Below are 25,729 nucleotides of genomic sequence, written 5' to 3' on the forward strand. Positions count from 1 at the left end.
CCCGCCTGCTTGTCATTTCGGGTTCAGCGTGAAGGTCTTGCCGACGACGATGGAAATGGCGGATTCGCTGTCGCGCGGGGAGCCGTCGGCCTTGGTCCCGTCCCAGCCATGGGCATATTTCAAGCCTGCGGTCAGGGATTTGTCATCGGTGACGCCAAAATAGAGCGGCAGTTCGATGCCCTTGCGATCATCCTCGGTATCCCAGGTGAATTTGGGCGCCATCGCCACCTGTGGCGTCAGCCATCGACCCAGGCGGAAACCGTTCCAGATCATCCGCGCCTCGATCCCGGGCACCAGGCTCTTCACATGCTTGGGGGCCGCGACCTGATAGCTGGCGCAGGCGGCGGTGCTGAACGGCTGGCTGGTGTCGATCGCCGGGCAGAACAGCGCTTCGTCCGCTTCCTTCCAGCCATCCTTATAGGTCAATGACCCGACCAGCGTGACATCGAAATTGGGCATGGCTTCGGGCAGGCGCCAATAGGCGAAGCCGGTAATCCCCCAGGAGGAATGGCGGTCGCTGGTTCCGCCGTCCGCCAACTTGGTACCGATCTGATCGGGGGTGGCCCTGGCCGCATCGATATAGGCAAAGCCGGGCCGGGCATATTCGACGGTCAGCCCCAGTCCGCGTCGGGCATTTTGTTCAGGCGATCCGAAATAGAAGCCGTTGAAGGCCTCGGCATGCGTGACATGGGCATAGCCGCCCTTGGCATCCTTGGCGAAAATCCATGTGATCAGGTCCTGGCCCTGACAGGTCGAGGGCGTAGCACCGGCCTTGCCCTGTTCCGCAAGGCAGTCCGTGCGGGCGGCCGACGCCATCGCCTCGCCCCGCGCCACGCGCGTCACGGCGGATTCATAGGGATACCAGTTGAGCGACACAGTGCCGCTGATGCTGGACCTGGTCGCCAGGCGATCCAGGGCACCGATCGTCTCGCCATCCTTTTCCGGCTTGAACGACAGCAGGTCGCCGCCATCGCTCTTCACGCTCAGGCCATAGCCGATGGTGAATACCCGCTGTGCGCCATCCTGGAAGGGGATGCGCCGTTTGAACTCGTCGGCCCAGCCCAGCGACAGCGTCGTGCTATCCTTGCTGCCGGTGATCGATGTGAACAGGCCGCGCCGGTCCAGCGGACGGCCCGGGATCGTCACCGCGCTGGCCGAGAGCGATGTCGACAGGGCCAATGCCTGCTGCACGCAGTCGTTGGGCTTCAGGCCGGCACGGGATGTCGCGTCGTCGATCGAGCAGGCCGGCGTCGGTGCCCGGCTGGCCGCGACCTGTGGCGGCGGTGCCGGCTCCTTTAGCGGGAGAATGAGTGCGACCGCCACATTGCGGCGCAGCAGATATGCGTTCCATGCCGTGTCGCGCGCCATATTGGCGGTACCCACGGCCTGCGTCAAAGCCGGCAGGGCATCCCGTTCCGCCTGCATCAGCGTGTCGAATGCCGGCTTGTCCTGGACTTCATCGCGCATGGCGTCCAGTTGGGTGATGCGCTTTTGCGCCGCATCCAGCGCATCGCCTGCCTTGGTCGATGCGGCGTTTGCCGCGAACCACTGGTTCAGCAGGGCTTGGGTTTGTTCGTTGAAGGCGACCTGGCGACTGGTCTGCGTCGGCGTGTCGCCGGCGCGTTCGGCTGCCTGCTTTTCCCGGGTCAGGACGCCATGTTGCCAGTTGAGGAAATCGAGATCCGCCCTCGCGCATGCGACGGTCGCGGTGCCGCAGGCGGGCGGCGGCGATTGTGCCCATACATCATATCCGCTTGCCGCATAATATATCGCGGCAGTGGTCAAGAATAGATGGCGTCTTCCCATGAAATTTCATCCCCCGTCATTGTCCCCGGATCAGGCGGTAGAGGGAAGAAGATGGCATTTATTGTAAATAATCGTCACGGTGGGGCGGCGGGCGAAATCGGTGCTGGCGGCATGGATGAAAACCTTCAGCTTTGCAGCATATCCATCCCGTTATTATAATGATGCCATGCCATGATCGCCGCCGCGCTGCGATGGGGGCGCCAGGCTTCGGCCAGGGTGCGGGTCAGCTTCTCGCTCGGCCGTTCGGCAAGGCCCAGGATGCGGCCGACCGCGATCTGCACCGCCAGGTCGCCGGCCGGCCAGATGTCCGGACGTCCTTCCGCGAACAGCAGATAGATTTCCGCTGACCAGCGGCCGATTCCCTTGATCTGGACCAGTTGGGCGATCGCCGTCTCGTCATCGCGCGGCAGGGCATGCAGGTCGAGCGCGCCCGCCACCACCAGTTCGGCCAGGCTGCGGGCATAGCCCTGCTTCTGGCGTGACAGGCCACAGGCGCGCAAGCTGTCGAAATCGCGCGCCAGCAGCGCCTCGGGCGTGCAGCCTTCGCCCAGTTCCGCTTCCAGCTTGCGCCAGACCGAAGCTGCCGCCGCCACGCTCACCTGCTGGCCGACGATGGTGCGCAGCAGGGTTTCGTAGCCCGGTTCGCGCACGCGCGGCGCCGGATAGCCGACACGGGCGATCACCGCGCCGAACCCGGGTTCCGCCGCGGCGATAATGTCCAGGCTGATGCGCAATTCTTCTGCCGTGGTCACCATGCCAGCCAGCCAGCCCTTGATTTCGAGACCGCTCTCGGTCAGAGCGGCGGGATAAGTCCGAGGGGAATGGGTAGATGCCGAAGCTGATCGTGGTCAACCGTGATGGTGCCGAACAGACTGTCGAGGGGGACAAGGGTCTCTCGGTGATGGAGGTCATTCGCGACCATGGTTTCGATGAGCTGCTGGCCCTGTGTGGCGGCTGCTGTTCGTGCGCCACCTGCCATGTCTATGTCGACCCGGCCTTTGCCGATGTCCTGCCGGCGATGAGCGAGGACGAAAATGACCTGCTCGACAGTTCCGATCATCGCAACGAGACCAGCCGCCTGTCCTGTCAGGTCGTGTTGAGCGACGCGCTGGACGGCCTGCGCGTCACGATCGCGCCGGAAGACTGAGTTCGGCCCGTCAGGGCTTCATCCGCAGCGTCGCGGCCGGGGCATCGCTGGTCAGCGGCGTCACGGTCCAGACGATGCGCTTGCCCTCTGGCACGCTGGTCGCACCATCTTCCTGATTCTGGCTGACGATTTCCGCGTCGGTGGTGAGCGTGAAGGTGCCGTTGAGGGCCTTCGCCGCATCATCGCCGCCGCCACCCATGCCGGCCGGACCCTGGCTCTTGTCGAAGCCATTGGCAAAGCCCGGCGCCTTCACCCGTATCCGGTCCGTCCCGCGCATCTCGACCGCGACGAAGGGCAGCACGATCTGTGCGTCGATGTTGAACGGGAAGAGGAAGGCGTGATCCAGCCTGCCGCTGATCGCATAGTCGATCGCGAACTTGTGATCGCCCAGATACTGGACCGATCGGAAGCCCTTTTCCTTGGTCAGCGCGGCGGCCATGGCCTGCATCTGCGCGGCATCGTCGCTGCCCTTGTCGAACGCGGGCTCGGCCGGGGCCTTGCTTTGCCCCTGCGCGATGTTCTGCAGCATGGCCTGGCTGTAGGCGCTGTCCTTGCCTTCGGGCGGCGCCACGCCCTCCAGCGGATCATCCTCGCCGCCGCTGCCCAGCGCCTTGTCCATGTCCGATGCCAATATCTCGCCCTTATAGGCAAAGGCAAAGCTGCGGTCGGCGCGAATGTCGAGGGTGGATGTGAACGTGCCGGGCGTCACCAGGCAGCCCGGCAGCATCAGCAGTGCGGCAAGCGCGCCCATGGCGCGGGACAGCAGGACCATGGCGAACCCCCGTTCGTCTGCGCGAAGACCCAGGCGGGGGGCGCCCGGCCGGATCTTCGCAGATGGTGCCCGTCGGCCGCTTACCCGGCGGTGGCGGCGTAAAGGGCGATCGCCGCGGCATTGGAGACGTTCAGGCTCTCCATCCGCGGGCTGATCGGCAGCTTAGCGATAATGTCGCAATGCGCCATCGTGTTGTGGCGCAGCCCTTCGCCCTCGGCGCCCAGCACCAGCGCGACCCGCGATTCGCCGATCGCGTCGGACAGCACGGTGTCGCAGTCGCCATCCAGGCCGATGCGCCAATAGCCCGCCTCGGCAATCTCTTCGAGCGCGCGGGCAAGGTTCACGACGCGGACCCAGGGCACGATTTCCAGTGCGCCCGACGCGGCGCGGGCCAGCACGCCCGATTCGGGCGGCGCATGCCGGTCCTGCGTCACGATGCACAGCGCGTCGAAAGCGGCGGCAGAGCGCAAGATCGCGCCGACATTATGCGGGTCGGTCACCTGGTCGAGGACGAGGATGGGGCGCTTGTCGTCCTGTCCCTGCTCCAGCACGTCGCCCAGCCAGACATCGTCGAGCGGCTCGACCTCTGCCACGATGCCCTGATGGGGCGCATCGGCCGGGACCATGCGGCCCATGTCCGCCACGTCGGAATAGACGATCGGCAGGACCGGTGGCAGCTCCAGTGCACCGATGGCTTCGCGGGTGCCCCAGATCTTGCGCACGATGCGGTTGGGATTGGCGAGCGCGGCCGTGATGGCGTGGCGCCCGTAAAAGCGGGGGAAGGCGCCTTTCGGCTTACCGGTACGATGTCCTCTTTTCATGTTTTCGCTCTTTTCACATCACCCCATTGACAGGCAAGCCTCCTTTCGCCATTGAGCCGCCTCCAGCGCGGCGGGAGAGCATTTTTCCTTCGCGTAGGGCACTGGACAGGTGGCCGAGTGGTTAAAGGCAGCAGACTGTAAATCTGCCCGGGTTTCCCGTACGCTGGTTCGAATCCAGCCCTGTCCACCACTGCCCTTGTCGGCGCGCCGCCTCTTTCGGGTTTCCGGTCCGCGCGCCGCTTCAGCCGAGCCCGTTACCGCAAGAGGAACGCCGCTTGGCCTGGGTCATTCTCGGCATCGCCGTATTTTCCGAAATCATCTGGGCCTTGAGCCTGAAATGGGCCGCGACCGTCGGCAGTTGGCAGGCTTCGGCCGTGCCGATCGCTCTCAGCTTCCTCAACATGGGTCTGCTGGCACTGGCGATGCGGGATCTGCCGGCCGGCACCGCTTATGCGATCTGGACCGGGCTGGGCGCGGTCGGGGTCATCATCGGTGGCGTGATTCTCTATGGCGATCGCGTGAACGCGATGCAGATCGGTTTCATGGCGATGATTCTGATCGGTGTGGTCGGAACCAAATTGACGGCTCAGGCCTGAAGCGGGCGCTGGCCTGATCGCGCGGACGGGGCATCGCGCCGCAGGCTTGTTGCCGCAGCGCAACAAAATCGGCGGAAGGAAGTTTGTCTTCGGACAAGCCCCGTTCATTTTTTCCCGGTTACGCTCTCTCCCGCATGACTCTTGATCGCCGCGACCTTCTCATCCGCACCCTGGGCGGTGTCCTCGCCCTTGGCATTCCCCGCGGCGCGCTGGCGCAGGCCGACGTCGCCCGCGTCGATGACCTGATCGCGAAGATGACGCTGGAGGAAAAGGCGGGGCAGATGACCTGCCTGGCCGACAGCTTCCGCCCGTTCAATCCGCCCAACCCCGCGGCCGGCATCCAGGACGAAAAGAGTCTGGCCGACGAGATCCGCAAGGGCAGGGTCGGCTGCCTGTTCAATGGCATTGGCGTCGCCGGCGCGCGCCGCGCCCAGGAAATCGCGGTCAAGAACAGCCGTCTCGGCATTCCGCTTTTGCTGGCCGGCGACGTGATTCACGGCCTCAAGACCATCTTTCCCGTGCCATTGGGCGAAGCATCCTGTTTCGATCCCGTGCTGGTGGAAAAGACCGCGCGGGTCATGGCGGTGGAGGCGACGGCGGCCGGCCTGCACCTCACCTTCGCGCCGATGGTCGATGTCGCGCGCGACCAGCGCTGGGGCCGGGTGGTCGAGGGCGCGGGCGAGGATGTCTATCTGACCGGCCTGTTGTCGGCGGCACGCATCCGCGGCTTCCAGGGGCGCGACCTGCGCCGCGACGATTCGCTGCTCGCCTGTCCCAAGCATTTCGCCGCCTATGGCGCGGTGGCGGCGGGCCTGGAATATGGCAGCGTCGACATCAGCGACGAGACGCTGCGCGAGACCCATCTGCCGCCCTTCGGCGCCGCCTTTGCCGCCGGGGCGCTCACCACCATGGCCGCCTTTAACGAGATCAACGGCGTGCCCGCCACCGCCGACCGTGAATTGCTGACCGACATATTGCGCGGCGAGATGCAGTTTCGCGGCTTCGTCTTCTCCGACTATACCGCCGACGAGGAACTGATCGCCCATGGCTTTGCCGAGGATGAGCGCGACGCCGCCCGCCTCGCCGTGCTGGCCGGGGTCGACATGTCGATGCAGAGCGGCCTCTATATCCGCCACATCCCCGATCTGGTGAAGAGCGGCGCGGTGCCGATGGCGACGGTCGATGTCGCCGTGCGCCGCATCCTTTATGTGAAGACCGCGATGGGGCTGTTCGACAATCCCTGGCGCTCGCTCGACGAAGAGGTCGAAAAGGCGCGCATCGGCACGCCCGCCCATCATGCGCTGGCGCGCGAGGCGGCGGCGCGGTCGGTGGTGCTGCTCAAGAATGACGGGGTGCTGCCGCTCGATTCCGCCGCCGGGCAGAAGATTGCGCTGATCGGTCCGTTCGGCGAGGACACGGCCAATCTCTACGGCCCCTGGGCCTTTTACGGCGATCCCGACAAGGGCGTCGACATCGCCACCGGCCTGCGCGCGGCGATGCCCGATCCCGCGAAACTGACGGTCGAACTGGGCTGCGCGGTCAACGGTCCGATCAACGAGGGCCTCGCCCGCGCCGTCGCGGCGGCGAAGGCGGCGGACGTGGTGATTCTGGCTGTCGGCGAATCCCAGGCGATGTCGGGCGAGGCGCAGTCGCGCACGATGATCGAACTTCCATCCTCGCAACAGGCGCTGGCCGATGCGATCGCCGCCACCGGCAAGCCGGTGATCGTGCTGCTGCGCCATGGCCGCGCGCTCGCCCTGCATGACGGCGTCGCCAATGCCCAGGCCTTGCTCGCGACCTGGTTCCTGGGCTCGGAAACCGGCCATGCGCTGGCCGACATCCTGTTCGGCAAGGTCGATCCCTCGGCCAAGCTGCCGGTCAGCTTCCCCTGGGAAAGCGGGCAGGAGCCTTTCTTCTACGACCGCAAGTCGACCGGCCGGCCCACGCTCGACAATGGCAGTACCGAATATAAGGCGCGCTATGCCACCACCGACAACAGCGCGCGCTTCCCCTTTGGCCATGGCCTTAGCTACACCGATTTCGAACTCAGCGACCTCAAGCTCTCCGACGCCGCGCTGCGCTGGGACGGCGCGGTCGAGATCGTCGCGCGCCTTACCAACAAGGGCAAGCGCAAGGGCAGCGAGGTGGTACAGCTCTATATCCGCGACCGCGTCGCCAGCCGCACCCGCCCGATCCGCGAATTGAAGCGCATCCAGCGGGTTACCCTGTCGCCCGGCGATTCCACCCAGGTCCGCTTCACTTTGTCGCGCACCGACCTCGAATTTGTCGGCGCCGGCAATCGCCGCCTCGCCGAACCCGGTCTGTTCGATCTGTGGGTCGGCCAATCCTCGACCGGCGGCCTGCACGGCCAGTTCACCCTCTATGCGGCGCCTCCAACTGCATCGCCGGCGAAAGGCTGAACTCTCCGATCCACCCTCTCTCATAGGAAAATCCGATCACTGTGACGGAATCGATTCGTTTCGATCCGCCGCCGCGCAGGACTACCCCTTTTCGCGCCTTGAACAGGCAGAACAGGACAGGGGAGAGAAATATGTCCACGACCCGCATTTCCACATTCGCCATGGCGTGCGCGCTGCTCGCCAGCCCGGCGCTTGCCGCCGATCCCAAGCCCAAGCCGGCGCCGCAGGCCGACACCGTGACCGAGGCGCCCAAGCCGCCCGTCGCCGAGAAGCCCGGCGGCATGACCAACAAGGACTGGTGGCCCAATCGCCTGGACCTCACCGCACTGCGCCAGCATGAAGCGACCCGCGCCAATCCCTATGGCGCCGACTATGATTATGTGAAGGAATTCAGCAGCCTCGACCTGGAAGCGGTCAAGGCCGACATCCGCAAGGTGCTGACCACGTCGCAACCCTGGTGGCCGGCCGACTATGGCCATTATGGCCCCTTCTTCATCCGCATGGCCTGGCACAGCGCCGGCACCTATCGCGTCGGCGACGGCCGTGGCGGCTCGGATGGCGGCGAGCAGCGGTTCGATCCGCTCAATAGCTGGCCCGACAATGTCAGCCTCGACAAGGCCCGCCGCCTGGTCTGGCCGATCAAGCAGAAATATGGCCGCAAATTGAGCTGGGGCGACCTGATGGTTCTGTCCGGCAACGTCGCGCTGGAGGATATGGGCTTCAAGACCGTGGGCTTTGCCGGCGGCCGCATCGACGCCTGGCAGCCGGACGTCGTCTATTGGGGGCCGGAAACCAAGATGATGGGCACCGAGCGCTCCAATCCCGACGGCTCGCTCAAGCGCTCGCTCGCCGCGACCACCATGGGCCTCATCTATGTGAACCCCGAAGGCCCCGGCGCCAATCATGATCCCAAGGGCGCCGCCGCCGACATCCGCCGCGCTTTCGGCAATATGGCGATGGATGACGAGGAAACGCTGGCGCTGATCGCGGGCGGCCATACTTTCGGCAAGGCGCATGGCGCGAAGAAGCCCGAGGAATGCCTGGGCGAAGAACCCACCGCTGCCGGCATCGAGCAGCAGGGCTTCGGCTGGAAGAACAAGTGCGGCAAGGGCAATGCGGAGGATACGCTGACCTCGGGCCTCGAAGGCGCCTGGTCGGCCACGCCGACCCAGTTCACCACCCAATATATCGACAATCTGCTGAACTTCGACTGGGTCAAGACCAAGAGCCCGGCCGGCGCGACCCAGTGGATCCCGACCGATCCCGCCACCGCCAACATGGTCCCCGACGCGCATCTCAAGGACAAGCGGCACGCGCCGATCATGTTCACCACCGACATCGCGCTCAAGGAGGATCCCGGTTTCCGCAAGGTGCTGGAAAGCTGGCAGAAGGATCCCGAGCTGTTCAGCAAGGCCTTCGCCCGTGCCTGGTTCAAGCTGACCCATCGCGATCTCGGCCCACAGGCGCGCTATCTCGGCAAGGACATCCCGTCCGAAACCTATAGCTGGCAGGATCCGCTGCCCAAGGCGAGCTTCGCCCCCGTCAGCGCCGCCGATCAGGCCAAGCTCAAGGCCGCCGTTCTGGCGTCGGGCCTGACCGGGCCGGAACTGGTGCGCACCGCCTGGGCCTCGGCCGCGACCTTCCGCAGCACCGACATGCGCGGCGGCGCCAATGGCGCGCGCCTGCGGCTCGACCCGCAGCGGGGCTGGGCGGTCAACGACCCGGCGGAACTAAACAAGGTGCTGACGAAGCTGACCGCGATCCAGAAGGATTTCGCGAAATCGGGTCAGCAGGTGTCGATGGCCGACCTCATCGTCCTGGGCGGTAACGCCGCAATCGAGCAGGCAGCGCAGAAGGGCGGTTACAGCATCACCGTGCCCTTCACGCCCGGCCGGGTCGACGCCGCGCAGGCGCAGACCGATGTCGCCTCCTTCGCCTATCTGGAGCCCAAGGCGGACGGCTTCCGCAACTGGTATGGCCCCAAGGCGGAGGTCAGCCCGGCCGATGCGCTGGTGGACAAGGCCGATGCGCTCGACCTCACCGTGCCGGAAATGACCGTGCTGGTCGGCGGCATGCGTGCGCTCGGCGCCAATAGCGGCGGATCGAAGAACGGCGTGCTGACCACCCGTCCGGGCACGCTCAGCAACGACTTCTTCGTCAATCTGCTGACGATGGACACGGTGTGGAGCAAGTCGGCGACGCCGGGCCTCTATGACGGCAAGGACCGGGCCAGCGGCGCGGCGAAGTGGACGGCGACCCCGGTCGACCTTATCTTCGGCTCCAACTCCGAACTGCGCGCCGTGGCCGAAGTCTATGCCGAAGATGACGCGAAGGAGAAGTTCGTCACCGACTTCGCCGCCGCCTGGACCAAGGTCATGAACGCGGACCGCTTCTAAGGCGTGAGGAACCCGGCGGCGCAGGGTGTTGCCGGGTTCTTCGTATCGGATTGGCCGGAAGCGACTATCTCCCGTCATTGCGAGCGTAGCGAAGCAATCCATCTCGCGCCGGTGGATTGCTTCGCTACGCTCGCAATGACGATGTTGGGCTTTGACGGCTAACGACCACTTGTGGACATTGCCGAAACGTATTTAAACTGCCTGATGGCCGATCAGATACCATCCGTAGCAGGCGCTGAGATCGACTTCGCAGAATGTCGCCTTAGCGATGCGGAAATCATCTCCATCCGTCCGATAGTGGATGATCTGTTGGTTGAGTATAAGGACTGGCGGGAGCAGCATCATAGCCTTATTTTCAAGGACATTGCGGGCTATCAAGTCTTTTGCGCAGAAGGAACGAGCCTCAGTCACGGCGCATATGTTAGCACTGATCCATTAATTGATATTGCCTGTATGGCTCTTGGCGACGCCAATCCACACGATTTTCATGCGTATTCTTTCATATCCGCATGGACCAATCGCTCCGTCTTATGCATTATCGCTAAGAGAATTCTGGCTCAAAGTTCGGCATCCTGACCGTCCGCTAACCACCCACTCCGTCATCCCAGCGAAGGCTGGGATCTCACTTCTTTTAGCGCTGAAAAGAATAGAGAGATGCCAGCCTTCGCTGGCATGACGGGATAAGGGGCAGTCCGCTGCCCACCCAAAACAGCGTTGCGCCATTCCGCAAGCTGAACCTGCGTCAGCATCCATCCGCCCTCAAACAAAAGGGCGCCCTGGTCTCCCGTGGCGCCCTTCCTGTATCAGAACTTGTAGTTCGCGCTGATCGTGAAATTGCGCGGGGCGCCGTAGCGATACTGGCTGAAGAAGCCCATCTGGCTATAATATTTCTTGTCGAACAGATTGTCGACATTGGCCTGGAGCTGCAACTGCTCGGTCACCGCATAGCGCGCCATCAGACTGACCAGCGTATAGCCGTCCTGCTGGAAGCGGAAGGGCGCGGCCGTCACAGGATTGTCGCCTTCCGAATAGGCCTTGGAGCGATAGTTGATGCCGCCGCCCACGGTCAGGCCGGTCAGCACGCCGGGCATGTCATAGGTGGTGAAGATCTTGAGCAGCTTGCGCGGCTGGTTGGTGTTGGCGGCCACGCCGTCGGCATCCTCGGCCTTGAACTGGCTGTAGCTGGCGTTGATGTTCCAGCCCGGCAGCGGCTGGCCGGTCGCTTCCAGCTCGAAGCCCTTGCTGGTCACGCCTTCGGCCGCGACATAGGTCTGCTGCGGGCCGTTGGGGCCGATGATGACGTCGCCGATCTGGCCGACATTATCCTGCTCGATGCGGAACAGCGCGATCGATGTCTGCAGCGCGTCGCCGAAGAAGCGGCTCTTGAGGCCGATTTCATAGGCATTGCCGTCGAGCGGATCGAGCAGCTGCAGATTGCGGTCATAGAGATTCTGCGGCTGGAAGATCTTGGTATAGCTCGCATAGACGCGATGGCTCGACGTGATGTCGTACAGCGCGCCGACATAGGGGATGAACACATTGTCGTCGCCATAGTCGCTCGGCCCGCTCCAGGCGAAGCCCTTCTGGTTCCAGCTCGACAGGCGGCCGCCCAGGATGACCTTGAACGGGTCGGAGACGTTCAGGCGGAAGGCGCCATAATAGCCGGTCTGCTCGATCTTCTCCTGCTCGTTGCGCACCGCGTCGGTGCCCCAGACCGGCTCGGGGAAGGCGGCGCCGCCCTTGCCGATCACCGGCACATTGGTCGCCCAGCTGTTGAGGCCGTCGCCCCAGGCCGGGTTATTCTGCGTATAGGGCGCGACATAATTGTCGGTGTGGCGCTTCAGCTCGCTGTGCAGCGCGCCCAGCACGATCTCATGGTCGCGGCCGAACAGGCTGACCGACCCCTTCAGCTGCGCGTCGATGCTGTTCTGGGTGCTCTTGCCCTTCGACTTGTAGGGGTTGCTCGACTCGATCGTGCCGGTCGCCTTGTCGACATTGCCGTAGAGATAGAGGAGCTGGGTGTCGGCGGTGTTGTAGAGGCGGTTGTAATTGACCGTCAGGTTCCACTTCTCGCCAAATTCCTGGCGCACGGTGGCGAAGATATTCTGGTTGGTCGTGTTCCAATAGGTCCAGTCGGCCGCCGTGCTCTGCGAACGGGCGAGGTCGGTGGTGGTGCCGTCGGTGTAGAAGGTGGGCAGCGCGCCCCAGGTCGCGCCCTTGGGCTTGGTGTCCTGGTGGCTCATGCCGACGCGGACCAGCGTGCTGTCGGTGACGTCCGCCTCGACCACGCCATAGAGCACCCACTTCTTCTTGTGCTGCAGGTCGATATAGCTGTCGCCTTCCTCATAGCGACCGACCAGGCGGGCACGGATGCGGCCATCGCTGGTCAGCGCGCCGCCGATGTCGCCCGACAGGCGCCAGCTGTTCCAGCTGCCGATGCTGGCGCTGGCATAGCCGGTCAGGTCGGTGGCGTCGGCATGTTTGCGCACCAGGTTGACCGATGCGGATGGGTCGCCCGCGCCCGACAGCAGGCCGGTTGCGCCGCGCACGATCTCGACCCGCTCATAGATGGACACGTCGATGCTGGTCTCGCCATTGCCGCCAGCCAGCGTCCAGGCGGCGGGCACGCCGTCGACCTGGGTGTTGCGGATCTCGAAGCCGCGCGCGTAGAAATTGTTGCGCACATCGTCGACCTCGTTGGCGGACACGCCGACGCTGTTGACGATCACGTCCTTCACGCTGATCAGATTCTGGTCGATGATGCGCTGTGCGGTCATCACGCTGACGGACTGCGGCGTTTCCTGGATGGTGAGGCCCAGGCCCGTCGCGGTGTCGATCTTGTCGGGCAGGGTATAGGTGCCGGTGACGATGATCTGGTCGTCGCTGCTCTGCTCCGCGGGCGCGGCGCCGGTCTGGGCGGCGGCGGGAAGGGCGATGGCGCATAGCGCGGCGCTGGCCAGCCAGTGATATTTCGACAGCATGATGAGCCCCTGTTTCTGGATGAAGGAATTGGGGGCCTCCTAGGAGATGTTGCGAGGCAATCGCAATAGGAATGCGAATGCCTCGCAGTGTCATTTTTGCGCAAAATGCGACAATATTTCCCGCTGTGGTAATATTATCACGGCCGGGGGTACTGAGGATTGGCGCGGTTTCCACCCGCCATCCGCAGGCCGACCCTTCGCCTCCCGATCCCCGATCCCGAACCGGCACCAAGATCGGGCCAAGTCAATATGTGCAAATAGCAAAAATAGAATTCTCGAATTTGTTCCACGGAATCCATGTTTTTTGTTTCACAACAAGAGTCTGCGGAGTGGGTAAGTGTGGCCGAAATCTATAGCTGATGATAGCCAAGTAGGCGGCGTTAACACTTTCCATATTTTCGATCGATTCGTCGCGCCATCCACTCATCTGGGCCAAGCAACACGGAGTGGACACAGGCTGTTCATGCAGCAGAAAGCTGACGGCGAACAGGCAAGTGGTCTGGCGCTTACCCACGGCGCCAAGACGTCCATTTTGTGAGGGTTGGAAAAAGGGGGTTCTGACGGCTGGTAACGCACCCATGCGGCCGCCGTCGGACGACAAGCTGCAATGCTGCAGGCCCGACCGATCGAGAAGTGAAGGAGCAGCGTGATGCCTATCATGTCCAAGAATCAAAAATATATGGTGATGCTTGCCCTGCTGGCCGGGGCCGCCCCGGCCGCTGTCGTTGCACAGGATCAGGCCCAGGAACCGGCGCAGGAAGCGCCCGCCGCCGATGTCTCGGCCAGCGTCGCCATGCCGGCGGCCGAACTGACCGAAGGGCCAGAGGTCAAGGGAATCATTTCCGCGCGCAGCGGCGACCGGATGCAGGTCACCGCCGCCGATGGCAGCAAGAGCGTCGTTACCATCAATGACGAGACCAAGATCAGCGCCAGCAAGGGGCTGTTCGGCCTGGGTCGCGATCATCTGGCTGCCACGTCGCTGCTCAATGGCCTGCCCGTGACCGTGCAGACCATGCAGTCGGGCGATGGCCTGCTGGCAAGCCGGATCAAGCTTACGGGCAAGGATCTCAAGACCGCGTCGATGATCAACACCGGCACCGCCCAGCGCTTCGACGAGCAGACCGCCGCGACCGAGGCGCTGCGCGGCCGGATGGGCGAGATCGACCAATATAATGTGAAGGGCACGACCAACGTCAATTTCGACACTGGCAAGGCGGTGCTCTCGTCCCAGGCGAAGAATGACCTCTGCGCTGCGGCGACCTCGGCCGATGGCATGAGTAACGCGCTGCTGCTGGTCGTGGGCTATACCGACTCCACCGGCGGCGAGGAGCTGAACCAGGAGCTCAGCGAAAAGCGCGCCGCGCGTGTGGTCAATTATCTGCAGCAGGCGTGCGGCTGGAAGCCCTATCGCATGCTGACCCCGACCGGCATGGCGGAGGCTGATCCGCTGGCCAGCAACGACACGGTCGAGGGCAAGGCACAGAATCGCCGCGTTGCGGTGAATATCCTCGTCAGCAAGGCCGTCGACGGCCTCTGACCTTTGCGGGGTGGGCCTTGGCCCACCCCGTTTTTGCGCTGCAGGGCCGGCACTTCGCAAAAATCTCCTATTGCGAAGTCACGGCTGTGGACCGCCAGCGGCGCAAATGTGCCCTCTGCGACACTATATACTTTGCAGTTTTCGCCGAACTGCCAAGCCGCTTCACCCTCCGCCGCAGCTCTGCTACAGGCGCGGCCATGCTTAACTTGAACGGTATCACCGTGCGCCTGGGCGGCCGCACCATCCTCGACCGCGCCAGTGCCGCGCTGCCGCCGCGCAGCCGGGTCGGCCTCATCGGCCGCAACGGCGCGGGCAAGTCGACCCTGATGAAGGTGATGATCGGCCAGCTCGACCCGGACGAGGGCAGCTGCGACATGCCGCGCGACACCCGCCTGGGCTATATCGCCCAGGAAGCCCCTTCGGGCACCGCGACCCCGTTCGACACCGTGCTCGCCGCCGACAAGGAACGCGCCGAGCTGATGGCGGAGGCGGAGCATACCGAAGACCCCGATCGCCTGGGCCATATCTATGAGCGGTTGACCACGATCGACGCCTATACCGCGCCCGCGCGCGCGGCGCGCATCCTCGTGGGCCTCGGCTTTGACGAGGAAATGCAGGGCCGCCCGCTCGACAGCTATTCGGGCGGCTGGAAGATGCGGGTGGCGCTGGCGGCGTTGCTCTTCTCCAATCCGGACCTGCTGCTGCTCGACGAACCGTCGAACCATCTCGATCTCGAAGCGACCTTGTGGCTGGAGAATTTCCTCAAGGCCTATCGCGGCACCGTGGTCGTCATCAGCCATGAGCGCGACCTGCTCAACAATGTCGTCGACTTCATCCTCCATCTGGAGGGCGGCAAGGTCACTCTCTATCCCGGCGGTTATGATGCGTTCGAGCGCCAGCGCGCCGAGCGGCTCGCCCAGCTCGAATCCGCCCGTGCCAAGCAGCAGGCCGAACGCGAGAAGCTGCAGGACTATGTCGCCCGCAATTCGGCCCGTGCCTCCACCGCCAAACAGGCCCAGTCGCGCGCCAAGGCACTGGCCCGGATGCAGCCGATCGCCGCCGCCATCGAAGATCCCAGCCTGCATTTCGGCTTCCCCAGCCCCGCCGAACTGCGCCCGCCACTCATCACCATGGACATGGCCTCGGTCGGCTATGACGACACGCCAATCCTGCGCCGGGTCAATCTACGCATCGATCCCGATGATCGTCTCGCCCTGCTTGGCCGCAACGGCAACGGCAAGACCACGCTCGCCCGCCTCATCGCGGCGCAGCTGGCGCCGATGGAGGGGGCGATGACCACCTCCGCCAAGATGAATGTCGGTTATTTCACCCAATATCAGGTGGAGGAACTGGACGTCACCGACACGCCGCTGGAGCATATGACCCGCGTCATGAAAGGCGCGACGCCCGGTGCGGTGCGTGCCCAGCTTGGCCGTTTCGGTTTTTCGGGCGAGCGCGCGACGCAGAAGGTCGGCTCCATGTCGGGTGGCGAGCGCGCGCGGCTGGCGCTGGCGCTCATCACCCGCGATGCGCCGCACCTTTTGATCCTCGACGAACCGACCAACCATCTGGACGTCGACAGCCGTGAGGCGCTGGTGCAGGCGCTCAACGAATATTCGGGCGCCGTCGTCATCGTCAGCCACGACCGCCACATGATCGAACTGGTCGCCGACCGGCTGGTGCTGGTCGACAATGGCACGGCCCAGCCGTTCGACGGCAGCCTGGACGACTATACCGACATCATCCTGCGCAAGGCGGACGGCAATCCGTCCGGTGGCGACGCGCCCAAGGTCGATCGCAAGGCGGACAAGAAGGCTGCGGCCGAATGGCGCGAGAAGCAGAAGGTGCTCAAGAATGCGGTCAACAAGGCCGAGCGGGAAATGTCCACGCTGATCGCCGAGCGCAAGCGGATCGACGCGGTGCTGTCCGATCCCAAGAGCGCGACCGGTGCCGAAGCGAAGATGACCACCAGCGAACTGATGGTGAAGCGCGCGTCGGTCGAGAAGAAGCTGGAAGCGGCCGAGGAGGTCTGGATGGAAGCGGGCGCGGCGCTGGAGGCGGGTTGAACCCCGCCTTCGTCAGAAAACCAGCGGTGGCGTACCCGCTTCGTTGGAGCGGGTACGGATCACGATCTGCCAGGTGGCGATGAACAGGGCGGCGATCACCGGGCCGATGACGATGCCGTTGAAGCCGAACAGTTGCAGCCCGCCCAGGGTGGTGATCAGCACCACATAGTCGGGGATGCGGGTGTCGCGGCCGACCAGGATCGGGCGCAGCAGATTGTCGACCATGCCGATCACGAACATGCCGCAGAAGATCAGGATCAGTCCCTTCCACACCGCGCCCGTCGCCAGCAGATAGAGGGCGACCGGCGCCCAGATGAGGCCGGTGCCGACGGCGGGCAGCAGCGAGAAGAAGCCCATCATCACGCCCCATAACAGCGCGCCGGAAATGCCGAGCGCGCCGAAGACGAGCCCGCCGATCAGCCCCTGCAATATGGCGACGACGATGCTGCCCTTGATCGTCGCGCGGATGACGATGACGAATTGCCGCATCAGCGCGCGGCGATGCAGCACCCGCAACGGCGCGGCCCGATCGAGCTTGCGGGCCAGGTCCAGCCCGTCACGCAGCAGGAAGAAGGTGAGATAGAGCATCACCGTCAGCGCGACGATGAAGCTGAAGGCGCCCTGGCCGATCAGGAAGGCCTGGCCAGCCAGGGTACGGAAACTGGCGGTCAGGCCATCGGTCAGCAGCCGCTGGACGGCGGCAAAATTCGATATGCCCAGCCGCCGCAGGCTGATCGACGCCCAGTCCGGCAATGCCGCCTGGAACTGCGCGAACATGTGCGGAATGTTGATCTTGCCGACATTGATCTGGCCGTAGAGCGCGGTGGCTTCCTGCACCAGCGCGATGGACAGGATGATGGCCGGCACGATCACGATCGCGATGATCAGAAGCAACGTCAGCAGCGCCGCCGTGTTGCGATGGCCCGGCACCAGCTTCAGCAGGCTCTGGTTCACCGGGATGAACAGGATGGCGACGATAACGCCCCACAAAATCGCTCCGAAGAAAGGCTCCACCACCAACGCAAAGGCGATGGAAACCAGCACGACAAGGGCAACGAAAACCCCGTCCTCAATCTGTGTGCGGCGCTGTCTGCTCTGTCGTTCCATGTCCGCTCTTTGGCAGAAACCGTTACGTTAATCCATGCGTCGCATGGCCTTATTGCGCCTTGGCGTCGAAGCGGAAGGTCACCGATACCTTGGGGTCGAGGCCGGTACTGCTCTCGCCATTACCCACGCCAAAGGGCAGACGGGCGATGCTGGCGGAACCGCTGACCTTGCGGCTCTTGTCGCTGCCCGACAGGGTGAAGCGGATCGTCTGCGGCTTGGCGACGCCCTTGAGCGTCAGCGTGCCATTGGCGCGATAGGCGTTGGCACCGGTCTTCTCGGCCCCCTTGGCCGCGAAGGTCGCGGTCGGGTGGGCGGCGCTGCCGAAGAACTCGTCGCCCGGCAGCATGCCGTCCTTATAGGCGTCGCCGACGCTGGCCGATGTCATGTCGATCGTCACCTTGATGTCGGCGCTTTCGGGATGGTCGGGGTCCATCACGATCTTCGCGGTCCATTTGGCAAAGCTGCCGCTGATCGTCTCGCCATCATTGCCGACGGAAAAGCCGATCCGGCCGCCGGGCTGTACGGTCCAGGCGGGCGGCGGTCCGGCGGGTTCCTCGTTGACGGCCGCGGTCTCGTTCGCAGCCGGGGCGGCGGCATTGCTGCTCGCATTGCTGGCGGCTTCGACGGCATTGTCTTCGGCAGACGCGTCTTCCGCCTCGACAGCGTTGGCGGCGGGCGCTTCGGGCGCGGCCGGCGTGGCGCCCGGAAGGATTGCCCGGCCCAGCAGGAAGCCGACGAGGATCAGCGCGGGCAGGCCGATCAGCAGTGCGGTCGAGCGGCCCGGCACCATGCGCCAGATCAGTCCATCGCGCATCAGCACATGATGACGCAGCGCACCCGCGACATGCAGCGCGACCAGTGCGATGCCGATCCAGGCGAGCAGGCTGTGGCCGCCTTCGGCCAGGCCATGGCTCGCCATCGGCAGCGGCAGATGGGGCAGGGGAATGACGCCGAAGAACAGGGTCGGCACCTTGACCTTGGCGGTCGAGACTAGCGCCCAGCCGGTCAATGGCGCGCCCAGCATGAAGGCATAGAGGCCGACATGGACGCCGGACGCCAGCGCCCCCTGCCAGCCGCCTTCCAGCTTGGCCGGGCGCGGCTTCCACCAGCGCACGCCGATCCGCAGCAGCGTCAGCAGCAGCACGGTGATGCCGATTGACTTGTGCAACTGGAACAGCGCGAAGCCGCGCGCGCCCAGACTGCCTAGCGCCCAGCCGACGGCGATCTGGAAGGCAAGCAGGGCGGCGATCGCCCAGTGCAAGATGATGGCGGCCAGGCTGTAACGCTGCGGCATGTGGATTACCCCGGAAAGACCCTGATTGATGGGGCGCGAGATTATGTCGCGGGGGTAATGAAGTCCATCGCTGCCGCCGGAAACGATGGGTTGCCGGCCGGATCAGTGCAGATCGATCGGTGCCGCCTCCGCATCGGGCAGGCTGGCGCCCATCGCCTTGGCCAGGGTCGGCGCGATGGCGCGCATGTCGATCAGGCCCAGATCCTTGCCCGGCGTCACCCCCGGACCCATCGCCATGAAGGTGGCGCGCAGATTGGCCGGGCCGGGGAAATAGCCGTGCATGCCCTTGACCGGCGTCGGCGCGACCAGCGGCGCATTGGCACCCCGGAAGATGTCGGTGACGAAGCCGGGCTTGAGATTGATCGTGAAGGCGGCCTGCGGATTGCCGCCCAGCTTCGCCATCTCCGCCTGATTGACGATGCGGTCGATGCCGTTGGCGGGATTGGCGGCCAGCCTGTCGAGCAGTGCCTTCACCTTGGCGGCCAGCGCCTTGTCATCGGGTCTGGCCAGCATGATCGCGGCCGATCCGCCGCCGATCCAAGGCATGGCCTGCCAGGCCGCGACCTTGCCGTCCGGGCCGAGGGTGATGAGGCCTGCGTCGATGAACGGGCGGAAGAGGTTGAGCCCGGTGTGGGTGGCTTCAAACCCATGGTCGCTCACCAGCGCGATCAGCGCATCGGGATGGGCTTTGCGTTCCGCTGCGATCAGGTCGCCGACGATGGCGTCTATCTTCTTCAGTACCGCTTTTGCGGCGGGTGTGTCTGGGCCGCTGCCATGCTGCTCATGGTCCAGTGCGGTCAGGTAGACGGTCAGGAAATCAGGCTGGTGCGCGGCGATCAGGGCGGTGGCGAACCGGCCCCTGTTCTGGTCGCCGGTCAGGCTTTCGTCGATGCCCATGGCATAGGCCTGGCCGACGGCTTGCTCCAACTCGGCTTTCAGCCCGGGCGTCGCCAGCGCGTCGAGCAGCTGCGCGTCGTCGGGATGGCCGGTGCGCCAGATTTGCGGCAGGTTCCAGGTGATGCCCTTGGCGGCGACGCTGACCGGCCAGTGGACATTGCCGGTGGACAGCCCGGCCCTGGCCGCTGCGTCCCACAGCATCGGCACCTTCACATCCTGCGCATACCAGTACCAGCCGCCCTGGTTGATCTGCATCGGATCGAAGCTGTTGTTGGCGACGATGCCATGTCTGGCTGGCGACACGCCGGTCATCAGCGTGGTGTGGCTGGGATAGGTCAGCGTCGGCAGCACGCCGGTGACGCCCGAGGCATGGGCGCCCTGTGTCAGGAAGCGGCGCAGATTGGGAAGGGCAAGGCCGCGTTTGTCCGCCTCCAGCACGTCACCGGGGCGCAGCCCGTCGATCGAGATCAGCAGGACCGGTTCGGCCAGCGCCGGGAGAGGCGCCAACACGAACAGGGCGGAAGCGAGCAACGCGGCCTTGCGCATGTTAGAAGCCGGCCTTCAGCGTCATGAAAAACTGCTGCGGCGCGCCGACCAGCAGCGTCTGGGCGTCGCCGCTATTGCCGAAGCCGCCCGACCCGATCGTGCTGATATATTGCTTGTCGAACAGGTTGGAGACGTTGAACTGCAGCTCCAGATGGTCGGTGAAGCGATAGCCGATCGAGGCATCGACGATCACTCGGCCATCGACCGACACGTCGTTGGTATAGCTGTAATAGCGCTTCGACATGTAGTTTGCGCCGATCCGGGCGAAGCGCTGGCCATCGTCATAGTTGAATTCGCCGCGCAGCATATGCTTGGGGCTGTCGACCACGGTCTTGCCCTTGATCGCGGCGACCAGTGTGCCGTCCGAGCTGTTGAACACATCGTCGCGATAGGTGGCATCGGTATAGCTGTAGGAGCCATAGAGGCCGATACCGCCGCCCAGCTTCAGGTCGCCCGCCGCCTCGAAGCCATAGGCCCGGACATTGCCGACATTCTGCAGCGCCGAGGCCAGGCCCAGGATCGGGCTGCCAACCTGCACCGCCAGCAGACGGTTGCGGAAATTGACGAGATAGGCGCCCAGCGTGCCGTTGAAGGTCGACGTGTTGTAGCGCAGGCCCAGCTCATAGGTGTCGGAGCTTTCCGGCTTCAGATCGTCCTTGATCGCATCGAAGCCGGCCTGATTGGTGGAGAAGGGACCGGTGGTGGTGGCGCTGGCGAAGGCCTTGGTCACCTGGGTGAAGCCGCCGAAGACTTCCATCTCGGGGCTCAGTTCGACGGCGAAACCGGCATGGGGCTGGAACCAGTCCTCGGCCTTGATCTTGCCTTCGGGGAAGGTGCTGGACACGATCGCCTCGGCCTCGTTGGTGACCTTGAAGCCCTTCCAGCCCAGGTTGATCGTCACCATGCCCAGGTCGATCTTGTCGCGGACATAATATTGGATCGTGTCGGTGGTGAAGTCGAATTCCCACTGGGTCGCGAACGGATCCTTGGGGTAGTCGCGGAACGACAGACCCGGATTGGTGCGGCTTTCGAACGCATAGAAGCGGCGGGCCTGGTTGAACTTGTTATTCTCGTACCAGGCGCCGCCTTCCAGCGTCTGGATGCCGATCGTGTAGTCGACGCTGCCGAATACGCCGATCCGGTCCATGTCATATTCGGTGGTGCGGATCGACAGCGGCGAGCCGCCGGTCGGGCTGGGGACCGACGGGGTCGCCCACAGGCCCATGCCGCTGTTGTTGTGGTAATAGCCTTTGATCTTGAAATTGCCCTTGTCGCCCAGCGGGGTGCTGTAGCCGATCGCGCCCAGCCAGTCCTTGCGCAGGCCGGCGGCGTCATAATAGGCGTCCCACACCGACGTCACATTGTCGGGATAGACGGTGCCGGCCGCCGCATTGCTGACGGGCGCGCCGGTTTCGCCACGGTTATTGCCGATATCGGCATAGAGAACCGCCTTGGCATAATCGGAATAGGTGTTGTCCCAGTTCCAGCCCAGGCGGTTGATCATGTCCATCGACATGTCCTGATAGTCCTGCTCGCGGCGGTCGGAATAGCTGAGCCAGCCGTCCAGCTTGCCCGCGCCGACCGGCATCACGACTTTGGCATTGACCATATGCTGGTCCTGCGTGCCTTCGCCCTTATATTTGTCGGTGGAGCCGTAAGCATAGGAGACATAGCCGCGAATGCCGTCGGCGCTGCCCATGTTCAGCCGGGCAAAGCCGCGCCAGGTCTCGTTGCTGCCATAGGTGAGATTGCCCTGCGCCTCCAGCGTGTCGGCCGGATCCATCGAGAAGGTTTCGACGGTGCCGCCCAGATTGCCGGTCGACTGGGTGCCGAGCGAACCGGCGCCCTGGCTGACGCGGACGCTGCCGATATTCTCGCTGCTGACCGCGCGGGTGATGTGCAGGCCGTTATGATTGCCATAGCTCATGTCGCCCAGCGGGATGCCGTCGAAGGTGAAGCCGAGCTGGTTCTGGTTGAAGCTGCGGATCGAGACGCGCTGCGACCATTCATAGCTGCCGAACGGGTCGGCTGACTGGAAATTGACGCTGGGCAGCTTCTCGATCGCCTTCAGCGGATTGGTGCCGGGCGTCAGGGTGACGATGTCCTTGGTGGTGATTTCCTGGACCTGGCGGGTTTCGCCGCGGCCGAACACGATGATGTTGGCGCCATCGGTAGAGGCGTCCGCAGCGGCATCCGGGGCGACGTCCTGTGCCCAGGCAGGCACGGCGATCCAGGCCGTCGAGGCAAGCAGCAGGGTAATGGTATGGCGCATGATAAAGTCCCCCAAAAAATCTGATTGGCGGGGGCTCTAGGTGCGTCATGTTGCACTGCAATGTGACTATGAAGACGCTATGGCGTCAGGATCGTGACAATATCGTTATGCTATTGGCTGTGTCATAAAGGTCGCAGTGCTGGCATTTTCGCCGTGAACATTGCATCGCGGGATCGCTGGGCTAAGAGCGAATAAAATTATCTCAAGGAAGGCAGGGCATGGCCAAACCCGAATCCTGGCGGTTCAGTCCCGACGCATATCGTTTCATCACCAGCATCGATACGCGCTTCCAGGATCTCGATACCATGGGCCACATCAATAATGTGGCCATTTCCGGCATCTTTGAAACCGCGCGCATCCGTTTCCATCATCATATGGGCCGTCATCCGCAGGAGCAGGGGGTGCGCTGGCTGGTGGCCAATGTGAACCTCAATTTCATCGAGGAATCGCATTTTCCTTACCCGTTCGAGGTGCATTGCGCGATCGGCCATATCGGCCGTACCAGCTGGACGATCAGTTCTGCGGGCTTCCAGAAGGGCGTGTGCGTCGCCACCTGCGATACCACCGTCGTTACGCATGGCGCGGAGGGTCGCCGCGCGATCGATGAAACGCTGCGTGAAGCGATGGAACTCAACTTCATTCGCAAGCCGGATTGATCCACCCGGACGATCTCGTCCTGCCGCTCAGGCCAGGCCGTGCATCCGTCGGGTCCATTGAAAGGCGATGACCGCGCCCTTGGCCGGCTGGATCATGGCCGCGCCCAGCAGGATCGCAAGGCCGGGCCATAGTCCCATCTGTATGCCCAGGGGAATGGCCAGCGCGGCATTGACCTCGATCATCAGCGGCACCAGCAAATGGCCCAGCAGCAGGATCACGATATAGGCAGGGAAATCGTCGGCCTGGTGGCCGTCCCAGCGTTGACTGCAATGATCGCAGATCGCGACCGGCTTCAAAAAGCGCGCAAACAGCCGTCCTTCGCCACAGGCAGGGCATCGGCCACGCAATCCCCGGATCAGTGCGGGGCGCAACGGACGGTCGGTTGGGTCGGCAACGGGCTGATCGGTCATGCCTGTTCCCTAGGGCAGGATGAATGGCTGCGGCAAGGCGGGATCGGACGGCATGGCTCTTCCGCGCGCGCCAAAGCCTGTTAAGACGGCGCGATGCATCTTCCTGGACCGACCGAAGCCTTTGCCTTGTTCGACGATGCCCGTGTGCATGGCGCGGCGCCGGCGCGCCTGTATCGCGATCCGGTGTCGGTTATCGCGGCGTGGCGGATGGAAGAGGTCCAGCCCGCGCTCGATCGGGTGGCGGAAGCGAGCGAGGCCGGCCTGCATGTGGCCGGCTATCTGAGTTACGAAGCGGGGCTGGCGCTGGAGGATCGGTTGGCGCCTATCGCCCATCGCAAGCCCAAGGATGGGCCACAGCCCATGCCGCTGCTTTGGTTCGGGCTGTTCGAGGGCTGTCGCCTGATCCCAGCCGACAGCGTCGAGGCGCTGCTGCCCGATCCGGCCGCCGTGAGTGTCGATGCGCCATGGCCGCTTGTCAGCGAGGCCGACTATCGCGCGATGTTCGCCCGGGTGCAGGATCTGATCCGTGCCGGCGACATTTATCAGGTCAACCTGACTTTCCCCTGCGAGGTCCGTTTCGCGGGGGAGCCATTGGCCCTCTATGCGGCGCTGCGCCAGCGCGCGCGGGCGGGCTATGGCGGGGTGATGAACATTGGCGGCCACAGCATACTCTCCTTTTCCCCCGAACTGTTCTTCACCCAGGTACGCGGACAGCTAACGGCGCGGCCGATGAAGGGAACGGCGACTCGTGACCCGGACCCGGCACAGGATGCCGCGTTGGCACAGGCGCTGGCCGTTGATCCCAAGCAGCAGGCTGAAAATCTGATGATTGTCGATCTGCTGCGTAATGACCTGTCCCGGGTTGCCCGCGCCGGATCGGTGACCGTGCCCGACCTGTTCAAGGTCGAAACCTATCCGACGGTGCATCAGCTGGTATCGACCATACGTGCGCGCGCACTGCCCGGGCTGTCGCCGGTGGACATATTGCGCATCCTGTTTCCCTGTGGTTCGATCACCGGCGCCCCCAAAGTGCGGGCGATGGAGATCATCGATGCCGTCGAACCCTTTGCGCGCGGTGTTTATACCGGGGCCATGGGATGGATCGATCCGGCTGGCGATGCCGCCTTCAATGTTGCCATCCGCACGATTTGCGTTGAAGAAGGTCATGGCGTGGGCCGATTGGGTCTGGGGTCCGGGATCGTGGCGGATTCTGAGGCATCGGCCGAATGGGCGGAATGTCTGGCCAAGGGCCGCTTCCTTTCGCTGGCTTGAGATGGATTGTTGTGGGGCTTGAATAGGTTCAATGGGATTGGCTGACGGACGGTTCGATCTGCTCGAAACCATGGCCTTCGATCCGCTCGAAGGCGTAAGGTTGCTGGAGCTGCACCTGGAAAGGCTGAAGGCGAGCGCGGAGGATCTCGGTTTTGCCTTCGACCGCCATAGTGTGCGCAATGAACTCCAGGCGGCCACCTTTCGCCTGCGGGAGCGCAGTCGGCTGCGGCTGCTGGTGTCGTCCCGCGGTTCCGTGGCGATCGAGGTGCGGGATCATAGAACCTGGCCGCAGGCGATCATGCAGGTCAAGGTCGTGCCGCGTCTTGCCGCTGCCGAAGATCCTCGCTTGCGCCACAAAACGACGGATCGGTCAATCTATCGGGATGCGCTGCGTCGGGGCGGCACCTATGAGGTGCTGATGACCGACGCACAGGGTTTTCTCACCGAAGGCTGCTTCTCGTCGATCTTCGTCGAGCGGGGTGACAAGCTGGTGACGCCGCCGGCATCGCGTGGCCTGTTGCGTGGCATATTGCGGCAGAGCCTGCTCGATATGGGGGAGGCGGTTGAAGGCGATTTGCGTCTTCACGACCTGGAACGGGGCTTCTTCATCGGCAATGCGGCGCGCGGCATGGTGGCGGCCTCGCTGGCGCGATAGTTTTCCTATGACGGATGGAAGCCAATAACCCGCAACTGGCGGTTGCCCCTTCGTCCGTTGCGCACTAAGGACCGCCG

General features: G+C 64.1%; 20 protein-coding genes and 1 tRNA gene. 11 read left to right on the plus strand and 10 right to left on the minus strand.

Annotated features, from left to right (window positions below; genetic code table 11):
• Positions 1 to 12: 12 nt before the first annotated feature.
• Together PMI04_RS04650 and PMI04_RS04655 are read right to left on the minus strand one after the other, a co-directional pair.
• Positions 13 to 1,785, minus strand: a complete 1,773-nt coding sequence (locus PMI04_RS04650) for a hypothetical protein (protein WP_037486894.1) — start codon at positions 1,783 to 1,785, stop codon at positions 13 to 15.
• A gap of 146 nt (positions 1,786 to 1,931) precedes the next feature.
• Positions 1,932 to 2,561, minus strand: coding sequence for a DNA-3-methyladenine glycosylase (locus PMI04_RS04655; protein ID WP_007712738.1), 630 nt, complete (start codon positions 2,559 to 2,561; stop codon positions 1,932 to 1,934).
• Positions 2,562 to 2,635: 74 nt separating this feature from the next.
• Between PMI04_RS04655 and PMI04_RS04660 the strand changes: the two genes are divergently transcribed.
• The gene (locus PMI04_RS04660; protein ID WP_007712740.1) at positions 2,636 to 2,953 is read left to right on the plus strand and encodes a 2Fe-2S iron-sulfur cluster-binding protein; all 318 of its coding nucleotides are present in this window, start codon (positions 2,636 to 2,638) and stop codon (positions 2,951 to 2,953) included.
• 10 nt (positions 2,954 to 2,963) lie between these two features.
• On the opposite strand, the gene PMI04_RS04665 is transcribed toward PMI04_RS04660, so the two are convergent.
• Both PMI04_RS04665 and rlmB read right to left on the minus strand, forming a co-directional pair.
• On the minus strand, positions 2,964 to 3,725 hold the full coding sequence (locus PMI04_RS04665) for a hypothetical protein (protein WP_007712744.1): 762 nt from the start codon (positions 3,723 to 3,725) through the stop codon (positions 2,964 to 2,966).
• A gap of 80 nt (positions 3,726 to 3,805) precedes the next feature.
• Positions 3,806 to 4,546, minus strand: a complete 741-nt coding sequence (gene rlmB, locus PMI04_RS04670; RefSeq protein ID WP_007712747.1) for a 23S rRNA (guanosine(2251)-2'-O)-methyltransferase RlmB — start codon at positions 4,544 to 4,546, stop codon at positions 3,806 to 3,808.
• 103 nt (positions 4,547 to 4,649) lie between these two features.
• On the opposite strand from rlmB, the gene PMI04_RS04675 reads away from it, so the two are divergent.
• The 5 genes from PMI04_RS04675 (at position 4,650) to PMI04_RS04695 (ending at position 10,534) form a co-directional block, all read left to right on the plus strand.
• Positions 4,650 to 4,736 (plus strand) — tRNA-Tyr (locus tag PMI04_RS04675).
• An 85-nt stretch (positions 4,737 to 4,821) separates the two neighbouring features.
• Complete coding sequence (locus PMI04_RS04680) at positions 4,822 to 5,142, plus strand: multidrug efflux SMR transporter (RefSeq protein ID WP_007712750.1); 321 nt, start codon at positions 4,822 to 4,824, stop codon at positions 5,140 to 5,142.
• 134 nt (positions 5,143 to 5,276) lie between these two features.
• Entirely contained in the window at positions 5,277 to 7,562 is a 2,286-nt protein-coding gene (locus PMI04_RS04685) for a glycoside hydrolase family 3 N-terminal domain-containing protein (protein WP_007712752.1), read from the plus strand.
• Between the two features lie 131 nt (positions 7,563 to 7,693).
• Positions 7,694 to 9,958 (plus strand): catalase/peroxidase HPI, encoded by a 2,265-nt coding sequence (katG, locus tag PMI04_RS04690; protein ID WP_007712754.1) that lies wholly within the window; start codon positions 7,694 to 7,696, stop codon positions 9,956 to 9,958.
• A gap of 171 nt (positions 9,959 to 10,129) precedes the next feature.
• Complete coding sequence (locus PMI04_RS04695) at positions 10,130 to 10,534, plus strand: hypothetical protein (RefSeq protein WP_157178170.1); 405 nt, start codon at positions 10,130 to 10,132, stop codon at positions 10,532 to 10,534.
• 227 nt (positions 10,535 to 10,761) lie between these two features.
• Here the strand turns inward: PMI04_RS04695 and PMI04_RS04700 are convergent, their stop codons facing one another.
• The gene (locus PMI04_RS04700) at positions 10,762 to 12,939 is read right to left on the minus strand and encodes a TonB-dependent siderophore receptor (protein WP_007712766.1); all 2,178 of its coding nucleotides are present in this window, start codon (positions 12,937 to 12,939) and stop codon (positions 10,762 to 10,764) included.
• Positions 12,940 to 13,588: 649 nt separating this feature from the next.
• On the opposite strand from PMI04_RS04700, the gene PMI04_RS04705 reads away from it, so the two are divergent.
• Both PMI04_RS04705 and PMI04_RS04710 read left to right on the plus strand, forming a co-directional pair.
• Positions 13,589 to 14,476 carry an OmpA family protein gene (locus PMI04_RS04705; RefSeq protein WP_007712768.1) on the plus strand — a complete coding sequence of 296 codons (888 nt, stop codon included), beginning with the start codon at positions 13,589 to 13,591 and terminating at the stop codon, positions 14,474 to 14,476.
• Between the two features lie 197 nt (positions 14,477 to 14,673).
• Positions 14,674 to 16,542, plus strand: coding sequence for an ABC-F family ATP-binding cassette domain-containing protein (locus tag PMI04_RS04710; RefSeq protein ID WP_007712770.1), 1,869 nt, complete (start codon positions 14,674 to 14,676; stop codon positions 16,540 to 16,542).
• A 12-nt stretch (positions 16,543 to 16,554) separates the two neighbouring features.
• Here PMI04_RS04710 and PMI04_RS04715 read toward each other — a convergent pair whose 3' ends face one another.
• From PMI04_RS04715 to PMI04_RS04730, 4 genes are all read right to left on the minus strand, one after another.
• Positions 16,555 to 17,649 carry an AI-2E family transporter gene (locus tag PMI04_RS04715; protein WP_007712772.1) on the minus strand — a complete coding sequence of 365 codons (1,095 nt, stop codon included), beginning with the start codon at positions 17,647 to 17,649 and terminating at the stop codon, positions 16,555 to 16,557.
• Positions 17,650 to 17,698: 49 nt separating this feature from the next.
• Positions 17,699 to 18,943 carry a YceI family protein gene (locus PMI04_RS04720; RefSeq protein WP_007712774.1) on the minus strand — a complete coding sequence of 415 codons (1,245 nt, stop codon included), beginning with the start codon at positions 18,941 to 18,943 and terminating at the stop codon, positions 17,699 to 17,701.
• A gap of 102 nt (positions 18,944 to 19,045) precedes the next feature.
• Positions 19,046 to 20,386 carry an ectonucleotide pyrophosphatase/phosphodiesterase gene (locus tag PMI04_RS04725; protein WP_007712776.1) on the minus strand — a complete coding sequence of 447 codons (1,341 nt, stop codon included), beginning with the start codon at positions 20,384 to 20,386 and terminating at the stop codon, positions 19,046 to 19,048.
• 1 nt (position 20,387) lies between these two features.
• Positions 20,388 to 22,658, minus strand: coding sequence for a TonB-dependent receptor (locus tag PMI04_RS04730; protein WP_007712778.1), 2,271 nt, complete (start codon positions 22,656 to 22,658; stop codon positions 20,388 to 20,390).
• A gap of 218 nt (positions 22,659 to 22,876) precedes the next feature.
• Between PMI04_RS04730 and PMI04_RS04735 the strand changes: the two genes are divergently transcribed.
• Positions 22,877 to 23,314 carry a thioesterase family protein gene (locus PMI04_RS04735; RefSeq protein WP_007712782.1) on the plus strand — a complete coding sequence of 146 codons (438 nt, stop codon included), beginning with the start codon at positions 22,877 to 22,879 and terminating at the stop codon, positions 23,312 to 23,314.
• Between the two features lie 27 nt (positions 23,315 to 23,341).
• Here PMI04_RS04735 and PMI04_RS04740 read toward each other — a convergent pair whose 3' ends face one another.
• A complete protein-coding gene (locus tag PMI04_RS04740) occupies positions 23,342 to 23,725 on the minus strand; it encodes a DUF983 domain-containing protein (RefSeq protein WP_007712786.1) in 384 nt (127 codons plus the stop codon).
• A 93-nt stretch (positions 23,726 to 23,818) separates the two neighbouring features.
• On the opposite strand from PMI04_RS04740, the gene pabB reads away from it, so the two are divergent.
• Together pabB and PMI04_RS04750 are read left to right on the plus strand one after the other, a co-directional pair.
• A complete protein-coding gene (gene pabB, locus PMI04_RS04745) occupies positions 23,819 to 24,997 on the plus strand; it encodes an aminodeoxychorismate synthase component I (RefSeq protein WP_007712789.1) in 1,179 nt (392 codons plus the stop codon).
• 31 nt (positions 24,998 to 25,028) lie between these two features.
• Positions 25,029 to 25,652 carry an aminotransferase class IV gene (locus PMI04_RS04750; RefSeq protein ID WP_007712801.1) on the plus strand — a complete coding sequence of 208 codons (624 nt, stop codon included), beginning with the start codon at positions 25,029 to 25,031 and terminating at the stop codon, positions 25,650 to 25,652.
• The last annotated feature ends 77 nt before the right edge of the window (positions 25,653 to 25,729 follow it).

Origin of the sequence: Sphingobium sp. AP49, from assembly GCF_000281715.2 — a bacterium.
Taxonomy (GTDB): Bacteria; Pseudomonadota; Alphaproteobacteria; order Sphingomonadales; family Sphingomonadaceae; genus Sphingobium.